The organism is Thermohalobaculum sp., assembly GCF_058622915.1.
Genome location: NZ_JBZSYN010000179.1, coordinates 18,347 through 38,057, shown reverse-complemented (window position 1 = coordinate 38,057; position 19,711 = coordinate 18,347). Strand labels below are relative to the sequence as shown.

Annotated in this window: 19 protein-coding genes; 10 read left to right on the top strand and 9 right to left on the bottom strand. The window is 72.2% G+C overall.

Annotation, left to right across the window (positions count from 1 at the left end):
- From purH to speD, 3 genes are all read left to right on the top strand, one after another.
- Positions 1-893, top strand: an 893-nt coding sequence (gene purH / locus AC32QD_RS13805; RefSeq protein WP_492011084.1) for a bifunctional phosphoribosylaminoimidazolecarboxamide formyltransferase/IMP cyclohydrolase, incomplete at its 5' end; no start/stop codon positions are given.
- A 21-nt stretch (positions 894-914) separates the two neighbouring features.
- Complete coding sequence (locus AC32QD_RS13800; protein ID WP_492011083.1) at positions 915-1,595, top strand: TIGR02466 family protein; 681 nt, start codon at positions 915-917, stop codon at positions 1,593-1,595.
- Positions 1,596-1,834: 239 nt separating this feature from the next.
- On the top strand, positions 1,835-2,350 hold the full coding sequence (gene speD / locus AC32QD_RS13795; protein ID WP_492011082.1) for an adenosylmethionine decarboxylase: 516 nt from the start codon (positions 1,835-1,837) through the stop codon (positions 2,348-2,350).
- A gap of 35 nt (positions 2,351-2,385) precedes the next feature.
- Here speD and AC32QD_RS13790 read toward each other — a convergent pair whose 3' ends face one another.
- A complete protein-coding gene (locus tag AC32QD_RS13790) occupies positions 2,386-2,835 on the bottom strand; it encodes a GFA family protein (RefSeq protein ID WP_492011081.1) in 450 nt (149 codons plus the stop codon).
- A 76-nt stretch (positions 2,836-2,911) separates the two neighbouring features.
- On the opposite strand from AC32QD_RS13790, the gene speE reads away from it, so the two are divergent.
- Positions 2,912-3,775: a polyamine aminopropyltransferase gene (gene speE, locus AC32QD_RS13785; protein WP_492011080.1), complete on the top strand. Its 864-nt coding sequence runs from the start codon at positions 2,912-2,914 to the stop codon at positions 3,773-3,775.
- A 21-nt stretch (positions 3,776-3,796) separates the two neighbouring features.
- On the opposite strand, the gene AC32QD_RS13780 is transcribed toward speE, so the two are convergent.
- Together AC32QD_RS13780 and AC32QD_RS13775 are read right to left on the bottom strand one after the other, a co-directional pair.
- A complete protein-coding gene (locus tag AC32QD_RS13780) occupies positions 3,797-4,561 on the bottom strand; it encodes a hypothetical protein (protein WP_492011079.1) in 765 nt (254 codons plus the stop codon).
- Positions 4,558-5,412: a methylated-DNA--[protein]-cysteine S-methyltransferase gene (locus AC32QD_RS13775; RefSeq protein WP_492011078.1), complete on the bottom strand. Its 855-nt coding sequence runs from the start codon at positions 5,410-5,412 to the stop codon at positions 4,558-4,560. Before AC32QD_RS13775 ends, AC32QD_RS13780 begins: the two co-directional genes overlap by 4 nt.
- Positions 5,413-5,712: 300 nt before the next feature.
- On the opposite strand from AC32QD_RS13775, the gene AC32QD_RS13770 reads away from it, so the two are divergent.
- The 3 genes from AC32QD_RS13770 (at position 5,713) to AC32QD_RS13760 (ending at position 8,625) form a co-directional block, all read left to right on the top strand.
- A complete protein-coding gene (locus AC32QD_RS13770) occupies positions 5,713-6,933 on the top strand; it encodes a type III PLP-dependent enzyme (protein WP_492011077.1) in 1,221 nt (406 codons plus the stop codon).
- A 61-nt stretch (positions 6,934-6,994) separates the two neighbouring features.
- Positions 6,995-7,639, top strand: coding sequence for an endonuclease III (gene nth, locus AC32QD_RS13765; RefSeq protein ID WP_492011076.1), 645 nt, complete (start codon positions 6,995-6,997; stop codon positions 7,637-7,639).
- Entirely contained in the window at positions 7,636-8,625 is a 990-nt protein-coding gene (locus AC32QD_RS13760; RefSeq protein ID WP_492011075.1) for an adenosine kinase, read from the top strand. Before nth ends, AC32QD_RS13760 begins: the two co-directional genes overlap by 4 nt.
- Positions 8,626-8,628: 3 nt before the next feature.
- On the opposite strand, the gene AC32QD_RS13755 is transcribed toward AC32QD_RS13760, so the two are convergent.
- Together AC32QD_RS13755 and ribA are read right to left on the bottom strand one after the other, a co-directional pair.
- Positions 8,629-9,171, bottom strand: a complete 543-nt coding sequence (locus AC32QD_RS13755; RefSeq protein ID WP_492011074.1) for a L,D-transpeptidase family protein — start codon at positions 9,169-9,171, stop codon at positions 8,629-8,631.
- 8 nt (positions 9,172-9,179) lie between these two features.
- A complete protein-coding gene (gene ribA / locus AC32QD_RS13750) occupies positions 9,180-10,316 on the bottom strand; it encodes a GTP cyclohydrolase II (RefSeq protein ID WP_492011073.1) in 1,137 nt (378 codons plus the stop codon).
- A 203-nt stretch (positions 10,317-10,519) separates the two neighbouring features.
- Between ribA and AC32QD_RS13745 the strand changes: the two genes are divergently transcribed.
- The gene (locus AC32QD_RS13745; RefSeq protein ID WP_492011072.1) at positions 10,520-11,206 is read left to right on the top strand and encodes a response regulator transcription factor; all 687 of its coding nucleotides are present in this window, start codon (positions 10,520-10,522) and stop codon (positions 11,204-11,206) included.
- A gap of 368 nt (positions 11,207-11,574) precedes the next feature.
- Positions 11,575-12,363: an exodeoxyribonuclease III gene (locus AC32QD_RS13740; RefSeq protein WP_492011071.1), complete on the top strand. Its 789-nt coding sequence runs from the start codon at positions 11,575-11,577 to the stop codon at positions 12,361-12,363.
- Positions 12,364-12,402: 39 nt separating this feature from the next.
- Here AC32QD_RS13740 and AC32QD_RS13735 read toward each other — a convergent pair whose 3' ends face one another.
- A complete protein-coding gene (locus AC32QD_RS13735; protein WP_492011070.1) occupies positions 12,403-13,032 on the bottom strand; it encodes a LolA family protein in 630 nt (209 codons plus the stop codon).
- Between the two features lie 410 nt (positions 13,033-13,442).
- On the opposite strand from AC32QD_RS13735, the gene AC32QD_RS13730 reads away from it, so the two are divergent.
- Complete coding sequence (locus AC32QD_RS13730; protein ID WP_492011069.1) at positions 13,443-13,943, top strand: hypothetical protein; 501 nt, start codon at positions 13,443-13,445, stop codon at positions 13,941-13,943.
- A gap of 408 nt (positions 13,944-14,351) precedes the next feature.
- Here the strand turns inward: AC32QD_RS13730 and AC32QD_RS13725 are convergent, their stop codons facing one another.
- From AC32QD_RS13725 to AC32QD_RS13715, 3 genes are all read right to left on the bottom strand, one after another.
- Positions 14,352-17,027, bottom strand: coding sequence for a DNA translocase FtsK (locus tag AC32QD_RS13725; RefSeq protein WP_492011068.1), 2,676 nt, complete (start codon positions 17,025-17,027; stop codon positions 14,352-14,354).
- A gap of 6 nt (positions 17,028-17,033) precedes the next feature.
- A complete protein-coding gene (locus AC32QD_RS13720) occupies positions 17,034-18,281 on the bottom strand; it encodes an aminotransferase class I/II-fold pyridoxal phosphate-dependent enzyme (protein WP_492011086.1) in 1,248 nt (415 codons plus the stop codon).
- A gap of 78 nt (positions 18,282-18,359) precedes the next feature.
- Positions 18,360-19,700, bottom strand: a complete 1,341-nt coding sequence (locus tag AC32QD_RS13715) for an amidase (protein WP_492011067.1) — start codon at positions 19,698-19,700, stop codon at positions 18,360-18,362.
- Positions 19,701-19,711 lie beyond the last annotated feature (11 nt).

Sequence of the window (19,711 nt, the reverse complement as noted above, 5' to 3'; positions counted from 1 at the left end):
GCTCGGCGCGGCCGGGCGTGGCCACCGCCACCCAGCTCCAGGGCAAGGAGCTGAGCTACAACAACATCAACGACACCGACGCCGCCTTCGAGCTGGTGGCCGAGTTCGACCCCGCGGACGGCCCGGCGGTGGCCGTCATCAAGCACGCCAACCCCTGCGGCGTGGCGCGCGGGCAGACGCTCGCGGAGGCCTACCAGCGGGCCTTCGACTGCGACCGGGTCTCGGCGTTTGGCGGCATCGTGGCGCTGAACGGGACTCTGGACGGGCCGACCGTCGAGCGCATCGCCGAGATCTTCACCGAGGTGGTGATCGCGCCCGAGGCGGACGCGGCGGCGCGCGCCGTCTTCGCGGCGAAGAAGAACCTGCGCCTGCTGGTCACCGGCGCCCTGCCCGACCCGCGCAGCGGCCGGCTGGCCTGGCGGCAGGTCTCGGGCGGGTTCCTGGTGCAGGACGCCGACGCGGCGCCGCTGGCGCCCGACGCCCTGCGCGTGGTCACGAAGCGCGCGCCGACCGGGGCCGAGATGGCGGATCTCATGTTCGCCTGGACCGTGGCCAGGCACGTCAAGTCGAACGCCATCGTCTATGCCAAAGGCGGCGCCACCGTGGGCATCGGCGCGGGGCAGATGAGCCGGGTCGATTCCACCCGCATCGCCGCGCGCAAGGCGCAGGACATGGCCGAGGCGCTGGGCCTGCCCGAATCGCCGGTGCGCGGCGCGGCGGTGGCCTCGGACGCCTTCTTCCCCTTCGCCGACGGGCTGATGGCCGCGGCGGAAGCGGGCGCGAGCGCCGTGATCCAGCCCGGCGGCGCCCTGCGCGACGACGAGGTGATCGCGGCAGCCGACGCCGCCGGCCTGGCCATGGTCTTCACCGGCATGCGGCATTTCCGGCACTAGCCGGGCGCGAGAGGACACGGCATGGAAAAGAGCGCGAGCCGTCCCGGCGCCGGCCAGGCCGCCGGTTCGGGCGCGGGGCCGCAGGTGCAGCTGCGCAACCTCTTCCCCACCCCCGTGGCCATCCTGCCCGTGCCCGAGGCCGAACGGCTCAACGCGACGCTGGAGGCGCGCATCCTCGAGCGCGAGCGCGCGGTCGCCGGCGTGCACCATTCGAACTGGGGCGGCTGGCAGTCAGCCACCGACTTCGAGGACTGGTGCGGCGAGGAGGGCCGCGCCGTGCTGCAGCTGGCGCAGGCGCTGGCGCGCAACCTGACCGCCGACCGGCACGGCCGGCCCATGCAGCTGCGCTGGCGCATGAACGCCTGGGCCAATGTCAACCGGCGCGGCCAGGGCAACGAGTTCCACACCCATCCGGGCGCCTACTGGTCGGCCACCTATTATGTGCGCGACGGCGGCGCCGGCGAGGACCCAGCCCTGGGCGGCGAGTTCGAGATGCAGGACCCGCGCGGCGTCGGCCCGGCGATGCTGGCGCCGCTGCTGGCCTTCCGCACGGCGGGCGGGCAGTCGGTCGGGGCCTCGGAGCTGATCCGGCCCAGGGCCGGCAACCTGGTCATGTTTCCGTCCTGGCTGAGCCACGGCGTGCGGCCCTATGAGGGCAGCGACGTGCGCATCTCGATCGCGCTCAACCTCACCCCCGTCTGAGGGGCGCCCGGGGCCCCGAACGAGCCCCGTGCGACCCGCCACGGCGCCCCGGCCGCGTCGCGCAGTGTCGCGCGGCGGCATCCGGGCCGGAAATATTTGCGGTCGCGGCCCTCGCGCCCCTTGTGCCGGGGGCCCGGAGGCAGTATCTGCCCGCTCCACAGGGTCACCGATCCCAACCCCGTCCGCGGGGGGGCGCTAAGGGGCCTCTGGATTCATCTGCTGGTAGGGGAGGCGCTGCCATGAGCCAGGCACACCTCTTCCAACTGGGGATGGACCTGGAGACAGGCACCACCCATGCGGAAGAAGCGGGGAAGACCCGCGCACATCTCGTCGTGGTCTCGGACCGGGATGTCCTGGACGAGTCCCGCGACGATCACTTCATCCACCGCGACGGCAAGGTCTATGCCGGCACGCACCTGATCATCGAGGTGGTCGGGGGCAGCGGGCTGGACGACGAGCCGCGCATCGAGCGCGCATTCCGCGACTGCGTCGACGCCTGCGGCGCGACGCTGTTGCACATCCACACGCACAAGTTCTCGCCCCAGGGCGTGAGCGGCGTCGCCGTGCTGGCCGAGAGCCACATCTCGGTGCACACCTGGCCCGAGGTCGGCTATGCCGCCTTCGACGTGTTCATGTGCGGCGAGGCCGAGCCGTGGAAGGCGGTCGAGGTGCTGCGCCGCGCCTTCGCCGCCCGCGAGGTGCGCGTGCAGGAGCTGTTGCGCGGCGAGGGGCTGGTCGAGGCCGCGGTGGCCTGATCGGGGCCGCGCTGGCCTGATCGGGGTCTCGGCCGCTAGTCTGGCGGCTCGCCGGGATGGCATTCGGCGCCGGGCGGGATCACCACGCCCGGCACCTTGCTTCTGGTCCAGATATGCACGGCGCGGGCGAGGTCGGGCGGCGCATCCAGCGAGCCGCCCTTGAGCGAGACCCGCCCCGGGTGACGGCTGCCCATATGCCACAGCCGGCTGCCGCAGACCGGGCAGAAGTGGCAGACCAGCCGCGCCCCCGAATCGGTCGAGCGGGTCCACACCCGCGTCTCGCCGGCGGTCAGCACGAGATCGGCGGCGCGCACGATCACCGAGATGCCGAAGGCCGAGGCCGACTGCCGCCGGCACTCGGTGCAGTGGCAGACATAGAGCGCCAGCGGCGTGCCGCGGACCTCGTAGCGCACGGCGCCGCACTGGCAGCCCCCGGTTGAAACCGCGCTGGCGGGACCGGTTGCAGGCGTCTGGCGGGTGGACATCGCGCGCCTCCCTGAGGAAAAAGGCCCCCCATCATGCCCGCGCGCCGGGCCGCAAGCCAGAGCAAGGGAGAGCGCCATGACCGCACCGACCATTCCGGGCTGGACCGTCGAGTCGCTCTATGACGACCGGGCGCTGGCGCTTGAGGAGGCGCGCGTGCTCTACGACAGCGAGACCGAGCACCAGCGCCTGCGCCTGTTCGAGAACCCGCGCCTGGGCCGGGTGCTGACGCTCGACGGCGTGGTGCAGCTGACCGAGGCCGACGAGTTCATCTACCACGAGATGATGGCGCATGTGCCGATCCTCGCCCACGGCGCGGCGCGGCGCGTGCTGATCATCGGCGGCGGCGACGGCGGCATGGCGCGCGAGGTGCTGAGGCACCGCGCGGTCGAGCACGTCACCATGGTCGAGATCGACGCCGGCGTGGTCGAGTTCTCCAAGCGATACCTGCCCGGCGTCAGCGCCGGCGCCTTCGACGATGCGCGGCTTGAGCTGGTGATCGCCGACGGGGCGGCGTTCGCGCGCGACTCTGAGGCGCGCTTCGACGTGGTGATCTCGGACTCCACCGACCCGATCGGCCCGGGCGAGGCGCTGTTCACCGAGAGCTTCTATGCCAACGTGAAGCGCCGGCTGGCCGAGGGCGGCATCTTCGCCACGCAGAACGGCGTGCCGTTCCAGCAGGCCGACGAGCTGCGCAACACCATGGCCGCCTTTCGCGCCCTGTTCCGCGATGCCACCTGCTATATGGCCACGGTACCGACCTACTGGGGCGGGCCGATGGCCTTTGGCTGGGGCACCGACGGGGCGGCGCGGGAGAACGGGCTGGCGACGCTGGAGGCGCGCTTCGCCGCCGCCGGGATCGCCCCGCGCTACTACAGCCCCGAGGTGCACCGGGCGGCCTTCGCCCTGCCCGGCTATGTACGCGAGCTGGTCGGGGCATAGCGCCGACCCGGCGCGGTCCGCTCAGGCGGGAACCGCGTCTTCGGGCAGCAGCGGGTAGCGGCGGTAGGCGCGGGCCAGCACCACCGCCGTCATCACCTCGGCGAAGACGTGGCTGGTGCGGAACAGCACGGTCGGCAGGACGCCCAGGGCGTGGAAGGCGCGGGCGTCGACGCTGAACAGGTCGGTCTGCACCCCGGCCATGTTGGCGACGATCAGCGCCAGCATCGAGGCGACGCGAAACAGCCAGGGGCCGGTGACCATGGCCCGGGCGATCTCGCGGTAATGGGCGCGGCCGCGCGCCACCGCGTCCGCCAGCGACGCCACGCCGAGCTCGGCCACCTCGGGCAGCGCCGTGCCGATCAGCACGTAGAGCGAGGCGTAGATCATCACCATGACGATCCCGAGCCCCATCGCGGCGAGCCCGTTGGGCGTCGCCGCGCCGCCGTTGTCGGACCCGGTCCAAACCACGCCCAGGAGCAGGATCGGGCCGAGAATGATCAGCATGACCCCGGCATAGCGCCACGGCACCCTGCCCTCGGGCGTCGCGGCCGCCCGCCAGCCGCGCACGGCGCCGCCCGAGAGCAGCATGCGGTAGGCGGCGTATCCCGCGATCATTAGGATCAGCGCGCGCAGCACCGCGAAGGCGAGCGGCGCATAGAGGAATCCGCCGCCGATATCGGACGCCACCAGGAGCAGCACGGCGGTCAGGCAGGGCCAGAAATTGGCCCAGGCGACCTGTGCCGAGACCAGGTAGATGTTGCGCTCGAGATCGACGCCCCGCCTCATGCCTCGGCCCGCTCCGCCTCGCTGCGCGCCGATTCCCAGGCGAGCATCGCCCGCTTCAACGGCAGGCCCCAGTGATAGCCGCCCAGCTCGCCGTCGCAGCGCAGCACGCGGTGACAGGGGATCAGCCAGGCCAGCGGGTTGCGCCCGACCGCCGTGCCCACCGCGCGCACCGCCTTGGGCCGCCCGACGCGGCGGGCGAGCTCGGAATAGGTGGTCAGGGCGCCCAGCGGGACCGCCAGCAGCGCCTCCCACACCTTGATCTGGAACGGCGCGCCCATGAGCTGGACCTTGACCTCGCCGCCGCCGAAGGCGGCCCCGACCGGTGCGGCGAGCGCCGGCTCGTCCTCGTGGTAGCGGGCGGCCGGCCAGCGGCCGCGCATGTCGGCCAGCGCCGCGTCGCGCCCCTCCTCGGCGGCGAAGGCCATGCCGCACAGGCCGCGCCCGGTCCCCATCGCCAGCACCTCGCCGAACGGGCTGTCGAACCAGCCATAGGCGATGTCGAGGCCCTTGCCGTGGCGGGCGTACTCGCCCGGGGTCATCGCCTCCCAGCGCACGAACAGGTCGTGCAGCCGCGACGGCCCGGACAGGCCGCAGGCATAGGCCGTCTCCATGACGCTGGCCTCGCGGCCTAGCATCTCCCTGGCGCGGGCGAGCGTCAGGTGCTGCAGGTAGCGCTTGGGGCTGACGCCGACCCACTGGCTGAACACGCGCTGGAAATGCGCCGGGCTCAGCCCGATTGCGGCGGCGACCTCCTCGAGCGAGGGCTGGTCCTCCTGGCGGCGCTCGATGAACCGGATGGCGGCGGCCATCAGGTCGTAGTGGAACGAATCAGAGGCGGGTGCGACGTTCATTTCTCCTCTCCCACGGCAAGCTAGCGTAGTTCTATGCCGCCCGGCTCCCCCGGCCACCCGCTTCTTGCGCCGGGGAAACTGCGGCCCTGCGACCACACGGACTCAATACCTGCCGAGATCGCTCTTGATTTCAAGCCAATTCGGCCGCATATGCGCGCCACGACGCCAACGCACGCGCCTCTGGCCATGCTCCATCGGGCGAATACCCGGCATGCGTTTAAGTAGCGACGGTCGCGTCTCTGTTGGTCACTCCGGCCTCGCGGCACAAAGCCTGCGGCCGGGTCCTGATGGGGAACGACGATGATTGCCACTTCGCATGGGGGCGCGCTCGCGTCTCTCGAGACCGTTACCGATTCGGCCTTCCCGGTGCCCTCGCGAGCGGCGGGCAAGCTTGCCGCCTATCTCGACTCGCGCCGCTTCGAGCAGCCGACGCTGGTGATCGACCTCGACGCCGTCGCCGCGCGCTATGGCGCGCTGGCGCGCGGCCTCGACGACGGTCGGGGCGAGACCCGCATCCACTACGCCGTGAAGGCCAACCCGCACCCGGCGGTGGTGGCGCGGCTGGCCCGCGCGGGCGCGCGCTTCGACGCGGCCAGCCGGGCCGAGATCGAGCTGTGCCTGGCCGCCGGCGCCCGCCCGGCCGACATCTCGTTCGGCAACACGGTGAAGCGCGGCGCGGACATCGCCTGGGCGCACGGGCTGGGCATCGACCTGTTCGCGGCCGACGCCGAGGAGGAGATCGCCAAGATCGCCGCCCACGCGCCCGGCGCGCGCGTCTATATCCGCCTGCTGGTCGAGCATTCGCAGGCCGACTGGCCGCTGACGCGCAAGTTCGGCTGCCCGCCCGAGGAGGCGGTGCGCCTGATGGGGCTGGCCTGGAACGCGGGGCTGCGGCCGGTGGGCCTGTCCTTCCATGTCGGCAGCCAGACGCGCGCGCCGGCGATGTGGCGCCCGGCGCTCGACATGGCGGCCGAGGTGTGGCAGGCGGCGCGCGCCTCGGGCTTCGCGCTCGAGGTGCTGAACCTGGGCGGCGGCTTCCCCGCCTTCTACGGCGAGCCGGTCGAGGGTTCGGAAGCCTATGCCCGCGCGGTGATGGCCGAGATGCGCGCCCGCTTCGGCACCGAGCCCGCCTATGTCATGGCCGAGCCGGGCCGCGGCCTGGTGGCCGAGGCCGGTGTGATCGCGGCCGAGGTGCTGATGGTCTCGCGCAAGCGCTCCTCGGACATCGCGCGCTGGGTCTATCTCGACATCGGCAAGTTCTCGGGCCTGGCCGAGACCATGGACGAGGCGATCCGCTACCAGTTCGAGACCAGCGCCGACGGCGGCGAGACCGGCCCGTGCATCGTCGCCGGGCCGAGCTGCGATTCCGCCGATGTGCTCTACGAGCGCCGGCCGGTGCAGCTGCCGCTGGCGCTGAAGGCGGGCGATCGGGTGCGCATCCTGGCCGCGGGCGCCTATACCTCGAGCTATGCCAGCGTCGGCTTCAACGGCTTCCCGCCGCTCGACGTCGTGTGCATCTGAGGGCGCGGCACGGGGACGGCGCGCTTGCCTTCTGCCGGCGCGCGGGTAAATCTCCGCCGCCATGGTCGCGCAGCTCGGATACCACCCGCTCAGGGAATGCTTCCGCCGCCTGGCCGGCGCGCGCCCCGAGCCCAAAAGCGAGCTCGACCACCAGAGCGCCTTCACGCTCCTGGTCGCGGTCGTGCTCTCGGCGCAGGCGACCGACAAGGGCGTGAACAAGGCGACCAAGGGACTGTTCGCCGCGGCCGACACGCCTGAGAAGATGCTGGCGCTGGGCGAGGAAGGGATTACCGGGCACATCCGCACCATCGGCCTGTTTCGCAACAAGGCCAGGAACGTGCTGAAGATCAGCCGCATCCTGATCGAGCAGTTCGGCGGCGAGGTGCCCTCGAGCCGGGCGGCGCTTGAATCGCTGCCCGGCGTGGGCCGCAAGACCGCCAACGTGGTGCTGAACGTGTGGTGGCACCACCCCGCGCACGCGGTCGACACGCACATCTTCCGCGTCGCCAACCGCACCGGCATCGCGCCGGGGCGCGACCCGCTGGCGGTCGAGCGCGCCCTTGACGACAACGTGCCCGCCGAATACGCGGTCGGCGCGCATCACTGGCTGATCCTGCACGGCCGCTATACCTGCGTGGCGCGCAAGCCCAAATGCCCCCAGTGCATCATCCGCGACCTGTGCCTCTACGAGGAGAAAACGACATGAGCCGGCTGGATGTGATCGGCATCGGCAACGCGCTGGTCGACGTGCTGGCGCGGGTGAGCGACCCGTTCCTGGCCGGGGCGGGCGTCAAGAAGGGGGTGATGACCCTGATCGGCACGGCGCGCGCCGCCGAGCTCTACGCCGCCATGGGCCCGGCGGTCGAGGTCTCGGGCGGCTCGGGCGCCAACACCATCGCCGGGCTCGCCATGCTGGGCAGCCGCGTGGCCTATGTGGGCAAGGTCGCCGACGACCAGCTGGGGAGCATCTTCGCCCACGACCTGCGCGCCCAGGGCGCGCTCTATGACACGCCGCCCGCGCCGGGCGACGCGGGGGCCGAGACCGGCCGCTGCCTGGTCATGGTGACGCCGGACGGCGAGCGCTCGATGAGCACCTATCTGGGCGTCTCGGAGCATCTGGCGCCCGCGGACATCGACGAGGCGCTGATGGCCCGCGCCAACTGGCTCTATCTCGAGGGCTACCGCTTCGACGGCCCGGACAGCCACGCCGCCTTCGCCAAGGCGATCGGCGCCGTGAAGGCGGCCGGCGGGCGCGTGGCCGCCACGCTGTCCGACCCGTTCTGCGTCGAGCGCCACCGCGACGCCTTCCGCCGCATGGTGCGCGACGAGCTGGACCTCGTGCTCGCCAACGAGCCCGAGATCGTGGCGCTCTACCAGGCCGACGGGCTGGAGGCGGCGCTGGATGCCTGCGCCGCCGAGGTGCGCCTGGCCGCCGTCACCGCCAGCGACAAGGGCGCCTGGGTGATCGAGGACGGGCGCAAGACGCATGTGCCCACCACGCCGCGCGAGGTGGTCGACGCCACCGGGGGGGGGGACCTGTTCGCCGCCGGCTTCCTGCACGGGCTGGCTGGGGGGCGCGACCCGGTCACGGCGGCGCGCATGGGCTGCGTCGCGGCGGCCGAGGTGATCGGCCATGTCGGCGCCCGGCCCGAGGCCGACCTCAAGGCGCTGTTGGCCGAGGCCGGGCTGTGAGCCTCACAGCCCGCCGCGCGGACGGATGACGAGCCGCGAGGCCGGGCGCCAGCGGGCCAGGATCCATTGCAGATCGGCGCGGCGGAAGGCGATGCAGCCCGCCGTGGACGCGCGCGGGCGGCGCCACAGATGAACGAAGATGGCGCTGCCCAGGCCCGGCACCACCGGCCGGGCGTTGTGGTCGGTGACCGCGCACAGGTCGTAGAGCGGGTCGCCTCGCGCCATGCGGTCGGCGGGGAAGGCGTGCGGATGGCGCACCGGCCGGTTGTAGGCGGGGTCGTCGGGCACTTCGGCCCAGCCCTGCCGGTGGTCGAGCGGCACCGCCGGCAGGTTCGTGCGCGGCCGCGGCCCCCGGTCGGCGCGCCAGTAGAGCCCAATGAGCCGCCAGGCGCCGGCCGGGCTCGCGCCGTCTCCCTCGCGCTTGGCCGCCGCCGCGACGATGCCGCCACGGCCCACCGAGCAGGGCATGCGCCGGCCCAGGAAGCGCGCGCCCCAGGGGCCGACGACCAGGTCATGGGGACGCGGCAGAGGGCCGGGGGCCTGCACCGGCGGACTCAGAGCAGGTGCCCGCTCTTGGCCGCCTTGGTGGCGAGATAGGCCGCGTTGTGCGCGGTGCGGCCTACCTTGAGCGGCACGCGCTCGGCCACCTCGACGCCCCAGTGCGCCATCATCTCGACCTTGGCGGGGTTGTTGGTCATCAGCCGCACCGAGGAGAATCCCAGCGCGCGCAGCATCTCGGCGCCCAGCCGGAAGTCGCGCTCGTCGTCCTCGAAGCCCAGCCGGTGGTTGGCCTCGACCGTGTCGAAGCCCTGCTCCTGCAGCGCGTAGGCGCGCATCTTGTTGGCCAGCCCGATGCCGCGCCCCTCCTGGTTCATGTAGAGCAGGATGCCGCCGCCCGCCGCGGCGATCTGCTGCATCGCCGCGTGAAGCTGCGGCCCGCAATCACATTTCAGCGAGCCCAGCACGTCGCCGGTGAAGCAGGCCGAGTGCAGCCGGGTGAGCACGGGGGCGTGGCGCGAGGGGCGGCCGACCTCGATGGCGTAGTGCTCCTCGCCGCCGTCGGCGGGGCGGAACACGTGGCAGCGCCCGGCCTCGGCAAAGCGGGTCGGTACCCGCGCGCCCGCGACCCGGCGCATCCGCGGCCCCGGCGCGGCGGCCTCGCGCAGCAGGGCCTCGGTGAGCAGGCTCAGCCCGGCCTCGGCGGCCAGCGCGCGGGCGCGCGCCGGGTCGGCCCAGGCGGCGACCACCGCGGCGGGCAGCAGCCGGGCCTGCTTGGCCAGCCCGATGGCCAGCGCGTGCAGGTCCCACGCGCCCTCGCGCCGCGTGGCATAGGGCCCCTTGAGCGGCGTGGCGAGGTCGCGCGCGGGGTCGGCGGTGGCCTGCACCCAGGCGGCGTCGGCGTCGGGCGGCACCACCACGCGCGCCAGCGCGCCGTCATAGGCGCGGGCCTGCAGCGTCTCGGCGCGGCGGAAGCTGACGGCGAGGTCGAGCGCCTGCGGCCCGGCCGCGCGCAGGGCCGCGAGGCGGGCATCCGTGAGCGTCTCGGCCGCCACCGCCAGCGCGCTGCCCAGGGGCGAGGCGAGCGCCACCGGGGCGCCGATCCTGAGATCGGCGCGAGCACGGGCCACCAGCTCCTGCGCGGTCAGGCTCAGCGACGGTGCGGGACCGGTTGGGGGCGTCGTTCGGGGCATCTTTGGCGAGGTTCCCTTCAGGCCCGGGCTCATAGCAATATAGGCAAAGGCGCGCCAGAAGGCCCGCGACATTCGTAACAAAGCCGGCCTGGGGCACACAGCTCGGTGAGAATCCGACATGCCCGCTTGCCGCGCCCGCGCGCCGCCGCCTCTATTGCGGCCAGGCCGACGAGGCGCGCCGCAGCCGCACGGGAGACCATCGCATGACCGTTGCCCGCAAGATCCTGCTGGTCGATGACGACGCCGACCTGCGCGAGGCGCTGGCCGACCAGCTGATGATGATCGACGAGTTCGACGTCTACGAGGCCGAGGACGGCCAGCAGGCGATCGAGCGCGCCAAGACCGAGATGCACGATCTGGTGATCCTCGACGTCGGCCTGCCCGACATCGACGGCCGCGAGGTCTGCCGGCTGCTGCGCAAGCAGGGCGTGAAGTGTCCCGTCCTCATGCTGACCGGGCACGCCACCGATTCCGACACCATCCTGGGCCTCGACTCGGGCGCCAACGACTACGTCGCCAAGCCGTTCAAGTTCCCGGTGCTGCTGGCGCGCATCCGCGCGCAGCTGCGCCAGCACGAGCAGTCCGAGGACGCGGTGTTCTCGATCGGCCCCTACAGCTTCCGCCCCGGCGCCAAGCTCCTGGTGGACGAGAACGAGCACAAGATCCGGCTGACCGAGAAGGAGACCAACATCCTCAAGTTCCTCTACCGCGCAGGCGGGCGCACGGTCGAGCGCGAGGTGCTGCTGCGTGAGGTCTGGGGCTACAACGCCGGCGTCACCACGCACACGCTCGAGACCCACATCTACCGGCTGCGCCAGAAGATCGAGCCCGACCCGGCGCAGGCGGCGATCCTAATCACGGATGCCGGCGGCTACCGGCTCGCCATGTGAGCGGGGTCAGGTGAGCGGGGTCAGGTGAGCGGGGTCAGGTGAGCGGGGTCAGGTGAGCGGTGTCAGGTGAGCGGGGCGGCCCTTGAAGGCGCTGCACCCCCACCCTAGATTCCCCTCAGGCAACGGCAATTCCCCCCCCGAACCCGCCGTTGCTGAGCGGATGGAGCCCCCCTCACTCCATCCGTGGCCCGCCCGAAACGGGCAAAAGCGCCCGGTGCTCCCCGCACCGGGCGCACTTTTTCGTGAGCGATCCCGGCCGGCCGGGTTGAGCGGCGCGGCAGCCTCGGCCATTCTGCGCGCCCGCCCGGTGGCGGGAGGCAAGGCTCGGGGCAAGGGGCGAGGCAAGGGGCGAGGCAAGGGGCGAGGCAATGGCACTGACGATCGCGACCTGGAACATCAACTCGGTCCGGCTGCGCGAGGGCCTGGTGGCCGCGTTCCTCGAGCGCGAGGCGCCCGACGTGCTGTGCCTGCAGGAGACCAAGACGCCGGTCGAGAAGTTCCCGCGCGAGCGCTTCGCCGCGCTCGGCTACCGCCATCTCGCGGTGCGCGGCGACAAGGGCTACAACGGCGTCGCGATTCTGGCGCGCGTGCCCGTCGCCGAGGAGTCCCATGTCGACTTCTGCGCCCGCGGCGATGCCCGCCACGTGGCGGCGCGCCTGCCCGGCGGCGCCGTGCTGCACAACTTCTACGTTCCCGCCGGCGGCGACGAGCCGGACCCGCAGGCGAACCCGAAATTCGCGCACAAGCTGGCCTTCGTCGACGAGATGGCGGACTGGGGCGCGGCGCTCGACGGCCCGGCGATCCTGGTCGGCGATCTCAACATCGCGCCCTTGGAGGAGGACGTGTGGTCGCACCGCCAGCTGCTCAAGGTGGTCAGCCACACGCCGGTCGAGGTCGAGCGGCTGGCCCGCGTGCAACAGGCCGGCGGCTGGCGCGACGTCACGCGCGCGCACATCCCGCCGCCCGAGCGGGTCTATTCCTGGTGGTCCTACCGGGCGCAGGACTGGGCGGCGGCCGACCGCGGCCGCCGGCTCGACCACATCTGGACGCGCGGCGGGGTGCGCGACGTGCCCGCCTCGAGCCGGGTGCTGCGCGACTGGCGCGGCGCCGAGAAGCCCTCCGATCACGTTCCGGTGATGGCGAGCTTCGATCTCTGAGGCCCGCGGGCGCCGCCGGGGCGCCGAAGCGGGCGGCCGCTACTTCGGCTTGTTCGTCGGATCGTTGATGACGAAGAGCCGCGGGTCGAGCTTGACGTTCGCCTTGACGTCGCTCAGCGCCACCGTGGTGGTCAGGCCCTGGGCGTCGACCACCACCCACTGACGCAGCGCCAGCGGATCGTTGTCGAAGATCATGGTGATCGAGCCCTGGTCGGGCTTGCCCGGCTCGATCGCCTTGACCCGGATCACGCCGTTGCCGCGCTCGATCGACTGCACCGCGCCCTCCTTGCGCAGGTCGACATGCTTCTTGAGCAGCAGGTCGAGCGGTGTGCTGGAGATCGGATAGCGGTTGAGCGTGTCCGCGCGCTTGTCGTAGACCCCGACCCAGAAGCCGTCGGCCACCACGAGCGTCGGGTTCGGCGGGTTGTACTCGAAGCGCACGCGCCCCGGGCGGCGCAGGTAGAACGTGCCCTCGGAGGCCTTGCCGTTCGGGCCGACCTGCACGAAGTGGCCTTCCATCGTGGTGATGCCGTTGAGGTAGTTGGAGATGCGCACCAGGTCGCGCATGTCCTTGCCCGAGAACTGCTGGGCCGCCGCCGGCGGGCCGGGCAGGAGCGTGGCGCAAAGGGCGGCGGCGAAGGCGCCGAGGAGGAGCGTGCGTCTGAACATGGGCCTCACTTGGTGCTGCTGGCTCGATGTTGCAACGGCCGGGGGCGGCCGATCCGGCGCCGGCCGGTCCCGAAGCTGCCCCGCGGCCGCCCCGGGGCCGATCCGGGGCCGATCCGGGGCCGATCCGGGGAAAGTCAACAAGACATCGGCGAAGGTCAAGGCGGCAATGCGGCTCCGCCGGTCGCAACCCCGATGCCGCTGCCTCAACGCGACGCGGCCCGGTCCGGTTCCGCGGGGCAGAGAGAACCACGGGAAAGCGCGGGAAAGCGCACCTCCCGGCAAGCGACGCCGGTGGCCGGCTTCTGCTCCGCCACGCACAGTCGCCTTGCGACTGTCCGACGCATTGAACCAGCGCCTCACAATGCTAGCGTGGGCCGTTCCAATCAAAAATAAACAGGGGGAGAAGTTTTGTGACACGCATTCTTGGTTGCTTCAGCGTTTCTCTCATGGCCCTCGCCGCCACGGTGGCTCTCGCACAGGCGCAGACGAACCCGCTCGTCGACCGAATTCGGCAAGTCGACGCCCGCTTTTCGAATGTGGCCGAAGCCGTGAAGGAAGGCTACTCGCCAATTCCATGCTCGGACGGCGCGGGCGGCGGTTCGATGGGGGTGCACTATGTGAGCGGTGCCCTGATGAAGTCCGGCAAGATCGATATCGCCCATCCGCAGGCGATCATGTACGAGCCGGAGCCGGGCGGGAAGATGACGCTGGTGGCGGTCGAATACATCACCTTCCACGGCCCCGCGTCGCTGGACGGGCATCTGTTCAACTACAACAGCTCGCCGAACCGATGGGGTCTCAAGCCCTTCTACGACCTGCACGTCTGGGCCTGGCGAGACAATCCGACCGGGGCCTTTGCGGAGATGAACCCGAAAGTCTCCTGCGATGCCATGCCACTGAGCGGCAAGTGAGCACATCCCGGGCGCAGCCGCCGGGCTGACGGTGAAGCCGTTCGCGATGGCTGACTCGGTAAAGAAGGCGGATGTTCCCGGAGCACCCGGCAAGTGCCGGTATCGGGCGCAAACCGCAGGCTCGCGCGGCCGCGCATGAACGTCCGCCCGCTGGCGCATCGGCGACCTTCGGCGGCGAAGGTCGGGGGGCTGCCCGATCGCGGACAGGGCGGCACGGGCCGCTGAGGATCGCTCCACGGCCCCCCCGACCCCAGGGGCGGTCCCGTCGGGGTGGATCCTCGGGACTGCCTGACATGCGAAGGCGCGCACCCGAGGGAATCGGCGCGTCGAGATATCCTTGCTGGATACCGCCTGCCCCCGCTGCGGTTTCTTCGCGGGGCGGGCGCGCAGGGGAACAGATGGGCGGCGCTAGCGCTCGGCGATCAGGATCTCGCGCTTGCCCACCGCGTTGGCCGAGCTGACCACGCCCTCGGATTCCATCTGCTCCACCAGCCGCGCCGCCTTGTTGTAGCCGATGGCGAGCTTGCGCTGGATGTAGCTGGTCGAGCACTTGCGGTCGCGCGCCACGATCGCCACCGCCTTGTCGTAGAGCGAGGCGTCGTCGTCGGCACCCGTGCTCAGGCCGAGCTTCTCGTCGACCAGCGCCTGGGCCTCCTCGTCGCCACCCTCGGTGATCTCCTCGATATATTCGGGCCGGCCGAGCTCCTTGAGATGCCGCACCACGTCCTCGACCTCCTCGTCCGAGACGAAGGGGCCGTGCACGCGGGTGATGCGCCCGCCCCCGGCCATGTAGAGCATGTCGCCCTGGCCGAGCAGCTGCTCGGCGCCCTGCTCGCCCAGGATCGTGCGGCTGTCGATCTTCGAGGTCACCTGGAACGAGATCCGGGTCGGGAAGTTGGCCTTGATGGTGCCGGTGATGACGTCCACCGAGGGGCGCTGGGTGGCCATGATCAGGTGGATGCCCGAGGCCCGTGCCATCTGCGCCAGGCGCTGGATGCAGGCCTCGATCTCCTTGCCCGCGACCATCATCAGGTCGGCCATCTCGTCGACGATGACGACGATGTAGGGCAGCTCCTCGGGCGTCATCGTCTCGGTCTCGTAGACCGGCTCTCCGGTGTCGTCGTCGAAGCCGGTCTGCACCGTGCGCTGGAACGCCTCGCCCTTGGCCAGGGCCTCGCGCACGCGGGCGTTGTAGCCGTCGATGTTGCGCACGCCCAGCTTCGACATCTTGCGGTAGCGCTCCTCCATCTCGGCCACGACCCACTTGAGCGCCACCACCGCCTTCTTGGGGTCGGTGACCACCGGAGCCATGAGGTGCGGGATGCCGTCATAGACCGACAGCTCCAGCATCTTGGGGTCGATCATGATGACGCGGCACTGGTGCGGGCTGAGCCGGTAGAGCAGCGACAGCAGCATGGTGTTGATCGCCACCGACTTGCCCGACCCGGTGGTGCCCGCGATCAGCAGATGCGGCATGCGCGCGAGATTGACCACCACCGGCGAGCCGGAGATGTCCTTGCCCAGCGCCAGCGCCAGCTTGACCTGGCTGTCGCCGTAGGACGGGCTCTCCAAGAGTTCGCGCAGATAGACGGTCTCGCGCTCGGCATTGGGCAGCTCGATGCCGATCACCGAGCGGCCCGGCACGGTCGAGACGCGCGCCGCCAGCGCCGACATGGAGCGCGCAATGTCGTCGGCCAGCCCGATGATGCGGCTGGCCTTCAGCCCCGGCGCCGGCTCGAGCTCGTAGAGCGTGACCACGGGGCCGGGCTTGACCGCGGTGATCTCGCCCCGCACGCCGTAGTCCTCGAGCACGGTCTCGAGCATGCGCGCGTTCTCCTGCAGCGCGGTCGAGGACATCGCCGGCCGCGACACCGGCACCGGCTTTTGCAACAGCGTCAGGGGCGGTGCGGCATAGGCCTGCGCCTCGTTGAGGTTCTCGAACAGCATCGGCTGCTGCTCGCGCGCGGCACGCCGGCTCATGCGGCCGGGGCGCGGCGCGGCCTGCACCGGGCCCGGATCGCGGCCAGAGTCGCGGCCAGAGTCGCGGCCCTTATCGCGCCCCGGCTCGCGCCCGGCGCTGTGCACCAGTTGCGGCCCGCGCCCGGGCTTGGCCGGCGGCTCGGGCTCGTCGGGCAGGCCGGTCAGCGCCCGGATGGCCGAGTTCACCGAGCGGGCCTGCTCGTCGGGTCCCGCGTCGTCAAACTCCGGCTCCGCGTCGGCGCGGCTGAGCGGCGGCTCGCCGCGACGCCGGCGCTCGCGCAGCCGCTGCTTCCAGCCTGCGCCCCCCGCCGCGCCCCCCGCCGTGCCCCTTTCGGCCGTCTCCACGCCCCCGCTCATGCGCGCCCGCCAGCTGCCCGTGGGCTCGGCCGGCGCCATCCGCTCGGAGCGCGGCAGCGCGCGCCAGGCGCGATAGCGGGCCGCGGCCATGCCGGCCAGCGCCAGCACCCCGGCGGACAGCTCGCGCCCGGCCTCGAGCAGCGAGCGCAGCATCCAGCGCAGGATCGCCCAGCTCTCGCGCCGCGTCAGCCCCAGCGCCCAGCCCGCGCTGACCACCAGCGCCACGCCGAACACCAGCGAGATGCCCCTGAGCGCGGCGGTGGCGCTGCCCGGCAAAAGCCCGATCAGCGACACCACCACGGTGTCGCCGAGAAAGCCGCCCAGCCCCGAGGCCAGCGGCCAGCCGCTCCACGGCGCGTGGGTCGAGGCGAAAACGGTGGCAATGACGAAGGCAAAGGGTGCGACCAGCGCGCGCTTGGGCAGCCGGCCGTCGCCCAGATGCATGAAGCAGCGCACCGCCCAGACGCCGAAGAACACCACGATGCCCCAGCTCGCCACGCCGAAGGCACGCATCATCGGATCGGCCAGCATGGCGCCGATCAGGCCCAGCCAGTTGCTCGGCGCCTGCGGCGTGGCGTTGAACGGGCTGGGATCGGAGGCGTTGTAGCTGACCAGCATCAGCGCCGCGAGCACCGCGACGGCGCCCCAGCCCAGCCCGACGAACTCGCTCAGCCGGCGGCGCATCGCCTCCGACATCTCGCGGTCAACCAGCGGGGCCGTGCGGCTTTCGCCCGAGAAGAATGCCATCCGTCCTCACCCTCGCTCCGCGCGCGCGTCCCGGCCGGAGCTGTCGCCCGGGAGATCGCCCAGCACCTCGCGCACCGCCTCGAGCCCGCGCCTGACCTCGGCGGCCGGTGCCACCAGCGCGAGGCGCAAGTATGCCTCGCCCGGGTCGCCGCCGCCCAGCCACTCCGGCGCCGGGCGCGAAAGGTACTTACCCGGCAGCGCGCGCACGCCTGCGTCGCGCCATAACCTCACCGCGGCCCGCTCGCCGTCGCCGACGTCGAGCCAAAGGAAAAAGCCGGCCTGGGGCGACATGTACCCCGGCATGTTGCCCAGTATATCATCGGCGAGCGTAAATTTCTCCTGATAGAGCCCGCGGTTGGCCACGACATGGCTTTCTTCGCGCCATGTTGCAGCGGCGGCATACTGCGCCGGCATCGGCAACGGCGCCCCGGCATAGGCGCGCAGCTGCTTCATGCGCGCCATGTTGCGCGGCCCCGTGGCGGCGAAGCCCGAGCGCATCCCGGCCAGGTTCGAGCGCTTGGACAGCGAGTGGAACACCACCAGCCGCTCGGGGTCGGCGCCGGTCTCGGAGGCCACCTCGAGCGCCCCGGGCGGCGGTTCGTCGCGGTAGATCTCGCAATAGCACTCGTCGGCAAAGATGCGGAAGTCGTGGCGCTCGGCCAGCTCCAGCAGCGCGCGCCAATAGGCGCGGTCCGCCACCGCCCCCTGCGGGTTGGCCGGCGAGCAGATATAGGCGATGGCGGTGCGCTGGAGCACCTCGGGCGCCAGCCCGGCGAAGTCGGGCAGGTGCCCGCTCTCGGGCGTGCAGGGCAGGTAGACCGGCTCGGCCCCGGCCATCAGCGCCGCCACCGCGTAGCACTGGTAGAACGGGTTGGGCAGCAGCACGTAGGGCTTGCGGCCGCCCTTATCCTCGGGCGAGAGCGCGAGGCAGGTGTTGAACAGCCCCTCGCGCGTGCCGTTGAGCGGCAGGATCGAGCGCTCCGGGTCGCGGTAGGCGTCGGCCACGCCGTAGCGGCGCGCCAGCCAGTCCGAGATCGCCGCGCGCAGCTCGGGCACGCCCTCGTTGGGCGGGTAGCGCGACAGGGTGGCGGCGTGCTCGGCCAGGATCGCCGGCACGAAGTCCGGGATCGGGTGCTGCGGCTCGCCGATCGACATGGCGATCTCGGGGCCGCCCGGCGCGATGCCCTCGAGCAGCGCCCTGAGCCGCGGGAAGGCGTATTCGGGCAGCGCGTCGAAGCGCCGGGGAAACTGCATCATCTGCCTCTCGCATGGGGGCGCTTGGGCGCGCTCTGGCTGGCGCGGACCATACTGCCTCGCCGGTCCCGGGTCCAGCTAGCCAAGCGCCCGCTCGACCGCCTGGCCCAGCGCGATCAGCCGCCCCTCCTCGCCCGGCCCGGCGACGATCATCAGCCCGATCATCGGCGCGGGCGTCGGCAGCGTCAGCGCCGAGAGCCCGAGCAGGTTGCCCAGCCGCGTGTTGCGCAGCGCCAGAAGGTTGCGCTCGGTGAAATAGTCCTTCTCGGCCAGAAGCCGCTCGACCGGCGGCGGCAGGATCGGCACGGTCGGCATCAGCATCGGCCCCGACTCGGCCATCCGCCGCTGCACCGCACGCGACAGCCGGGCGTATTCGGCCAGCGCCGCGCGGTCGGCCTCGGGCGTGCCGCCCTGGCCGGTGCGGAAGCGCTCCTCGATGCGGGCATACATCACGCCGGGATTGGCCTCGATGGTCTCGCCCCACTGCCGCCAGGCCTCGGTGCCGACGATGGCCGAGACGCGCGTCGCCACCTCGAAGGTCTCGGCGAGTTCGGGCACGGGGGCGCGCGAAATCGTCGCGCCCTGGCCGCCCAGCGCCTCGACCGCCGCCTCGAAGGCCGCGCTCACCTCGGGCGCGCAGCCCTCGAGCACCAGCGTTTCGGGCACGAGCAAGCGCGCGCCCGCAAGCGCCGCCGGGGCGGGGACCGAGACCGCCCGCCCGGCCAGGATGTCGAACAGCATGGCGCAGTCCTCGACCGTGCGGCACAAGGGTCCCACGGTGTCGAGGGTGGGCGCCAGCGGCACCACGCCCGCGCACGACAGCGCCCCCGCGGTGGTCTTGAGCCCGGCGAGCCCGTTCCAGGCCGAAGGGATGCGCACCGAGCCGCCGGTGTCCGAGCCGATCGCGGCCGCCGCCAGCCCCAGCGCCACCGAGACCGCGGCGCCCGAGCTCGACCCGCCCGGGGCGCGCTCGGGCGCGATCGCATTGGGCGGCGTCGCCGTCACCGGGTTGACGCCCAGCCCCGAGAAGGCGAGCTCGGACATGTGCGTCTTGCCCAGGCACACCAGCCCGGCGGCAGTGGCGGCGGTAAACACCGCGCAATCGCGCTCGGCCACCCGGCCGGCCAGGAGCTTCGAGCCCGCCTCGCCCGGCTCGCCGGCAATGTCGAACAGGTCCTTCCAGCTGACCGGCACGCCGTCGAGCGGGCCCAGCCGGCGCCCCTCACGCGCGCGCTCCGCCGCGGCGGCGGCGCCGGTGCGGGCGCGCCCGGGCGTGGTGTGGCTGTAGATGCGCGGGGTGTCGGGATTGGCCTGCATGGCGCCCAGGAACACCTCGGCCAGCTCGCGCGGGTCGATCCTGCCCGCCTCGATGCCGCGGCCCAGCGCCGCCGCGCCCAGGTTTCGCCACTGCTCGCTCATCGCCGCCTCCG

Excerpts from the sequence above, each read along its gene's own strand:
- nth (WP_492011076.1), top strand. The coding sequence starts at position 6,995 with ATGGTCGCGCAGCTCGGATACCACCCGCTCAGGGAATGCTTCCGCCGC.
- AC32QD_RS13760 (WP_492011075.1), top strand. The coding sequence starts at position 7,636 with ATGAGCCGGCTGGATGTGATCGGCATCGGCAACGCGCTGGTCGACGTG.
- AC32QD_RS13745 (WP_492011072.1), top strand. The coding sequence starts at position 10,520 with ATGACCGTTGCCCGCAAGATCCTGCTGGTCGATGACGACGCCGACCTG.
- AC32QD_RS13720 (WP_492011086.1), bottom strand. The coding sequence starts at position 18,281 with ATGCAGTTTCCCCGGCGCTTCGACGCGCTGCCCGAATACGCCTTCCCG.
- AC32QD_RS13800 (WP_492011083.1), top strand. The coding sequence starts at position 915 with ATGGAAAAGAGCGCGAGCCGTCCCGGCGCCGGCCAGGCCGCCGGTTCG.
- AC32QD_RS13790 (WP_492011081.1), bottom strand. The coding sequence starts at position 2,835 with ATGTCCACCCGCCAGACGCCTGCAACCGGTCCCGCCAGCGCGGTTTCA.
- AC32QD_RS13770 (WP_492011077.1), top strand. The coding sequence starts at position 5,713 with ATGATTGCCACTTCGCATGGGGGCGCGCTCGCGTCTCTCGAGACCGTT.
- AC32QD_RS13735 (WP_492011070.1), bottom strand. The coding sequence starts at position 13,032 with ATGTTCAGACGCACGCTCCTCCTCGGCGCCTTCGCCGCCGCCCTTTGC.
- AC32QD_RS13740 (WP_492011071.1), top strand. The coding sequence starts at position 11,575 with ATGGCACTGACGATCGCGACCTGGAACATCAACTCGGTCCGGCTGCGC.
- ribA (WP_492011073.1), bottom strand. The coding sequence starts at position 10,316 with ATGCCCCGAACGACGCCCCCAACCGGTCCCGCACCGTCGCTGAGCCTG.
- speD (WP_492011082.1), top strand. The coding sequence starts at position 1,835 with ATGAGCCAGGCACACCTCTTCCAACTGGGGATGGACCTGGAGACAGGC.
- AC32QD_RS13725 (WP_492011068.1), bottom strand. The coding sequence starts at position 17,027 with ATGGCATTCTTCTCGGGCGAAAGCCGCACGGCCCCGCTGGTTGACCGC.
- AC32QD_RS13775 (WP_492011078.1), bottom strand. The coding sequence starts at position 5,412 with ATGAACGTCGCACCCGCCTCTGATTCGTTCCACTACGACCTGATGGCC.
- AC32QD_RS13715 (WP_492011067.1), bottom strand. The coding sequence starts at position 19,700 with ATGAGCGAGCAGTGGCGAAACCTGGGCGCGGCGGCGCTGGGCCGCGGC.
- AC32QD_RS13780 (WP_492011079.1), bottom strand. The coding sequence starts at position 4,561 with ATGAGGCGGGGCGTCGATCTCGAGCGCAACATCTACCTGGTCTCGGCA.
- speE (WP_492011080.1), top strand. The coding sequence starts at position 2,912 with ATGACCGCACCGACCATTCCGGGCTGGACCGTCGAGTCGCTCTATGAC.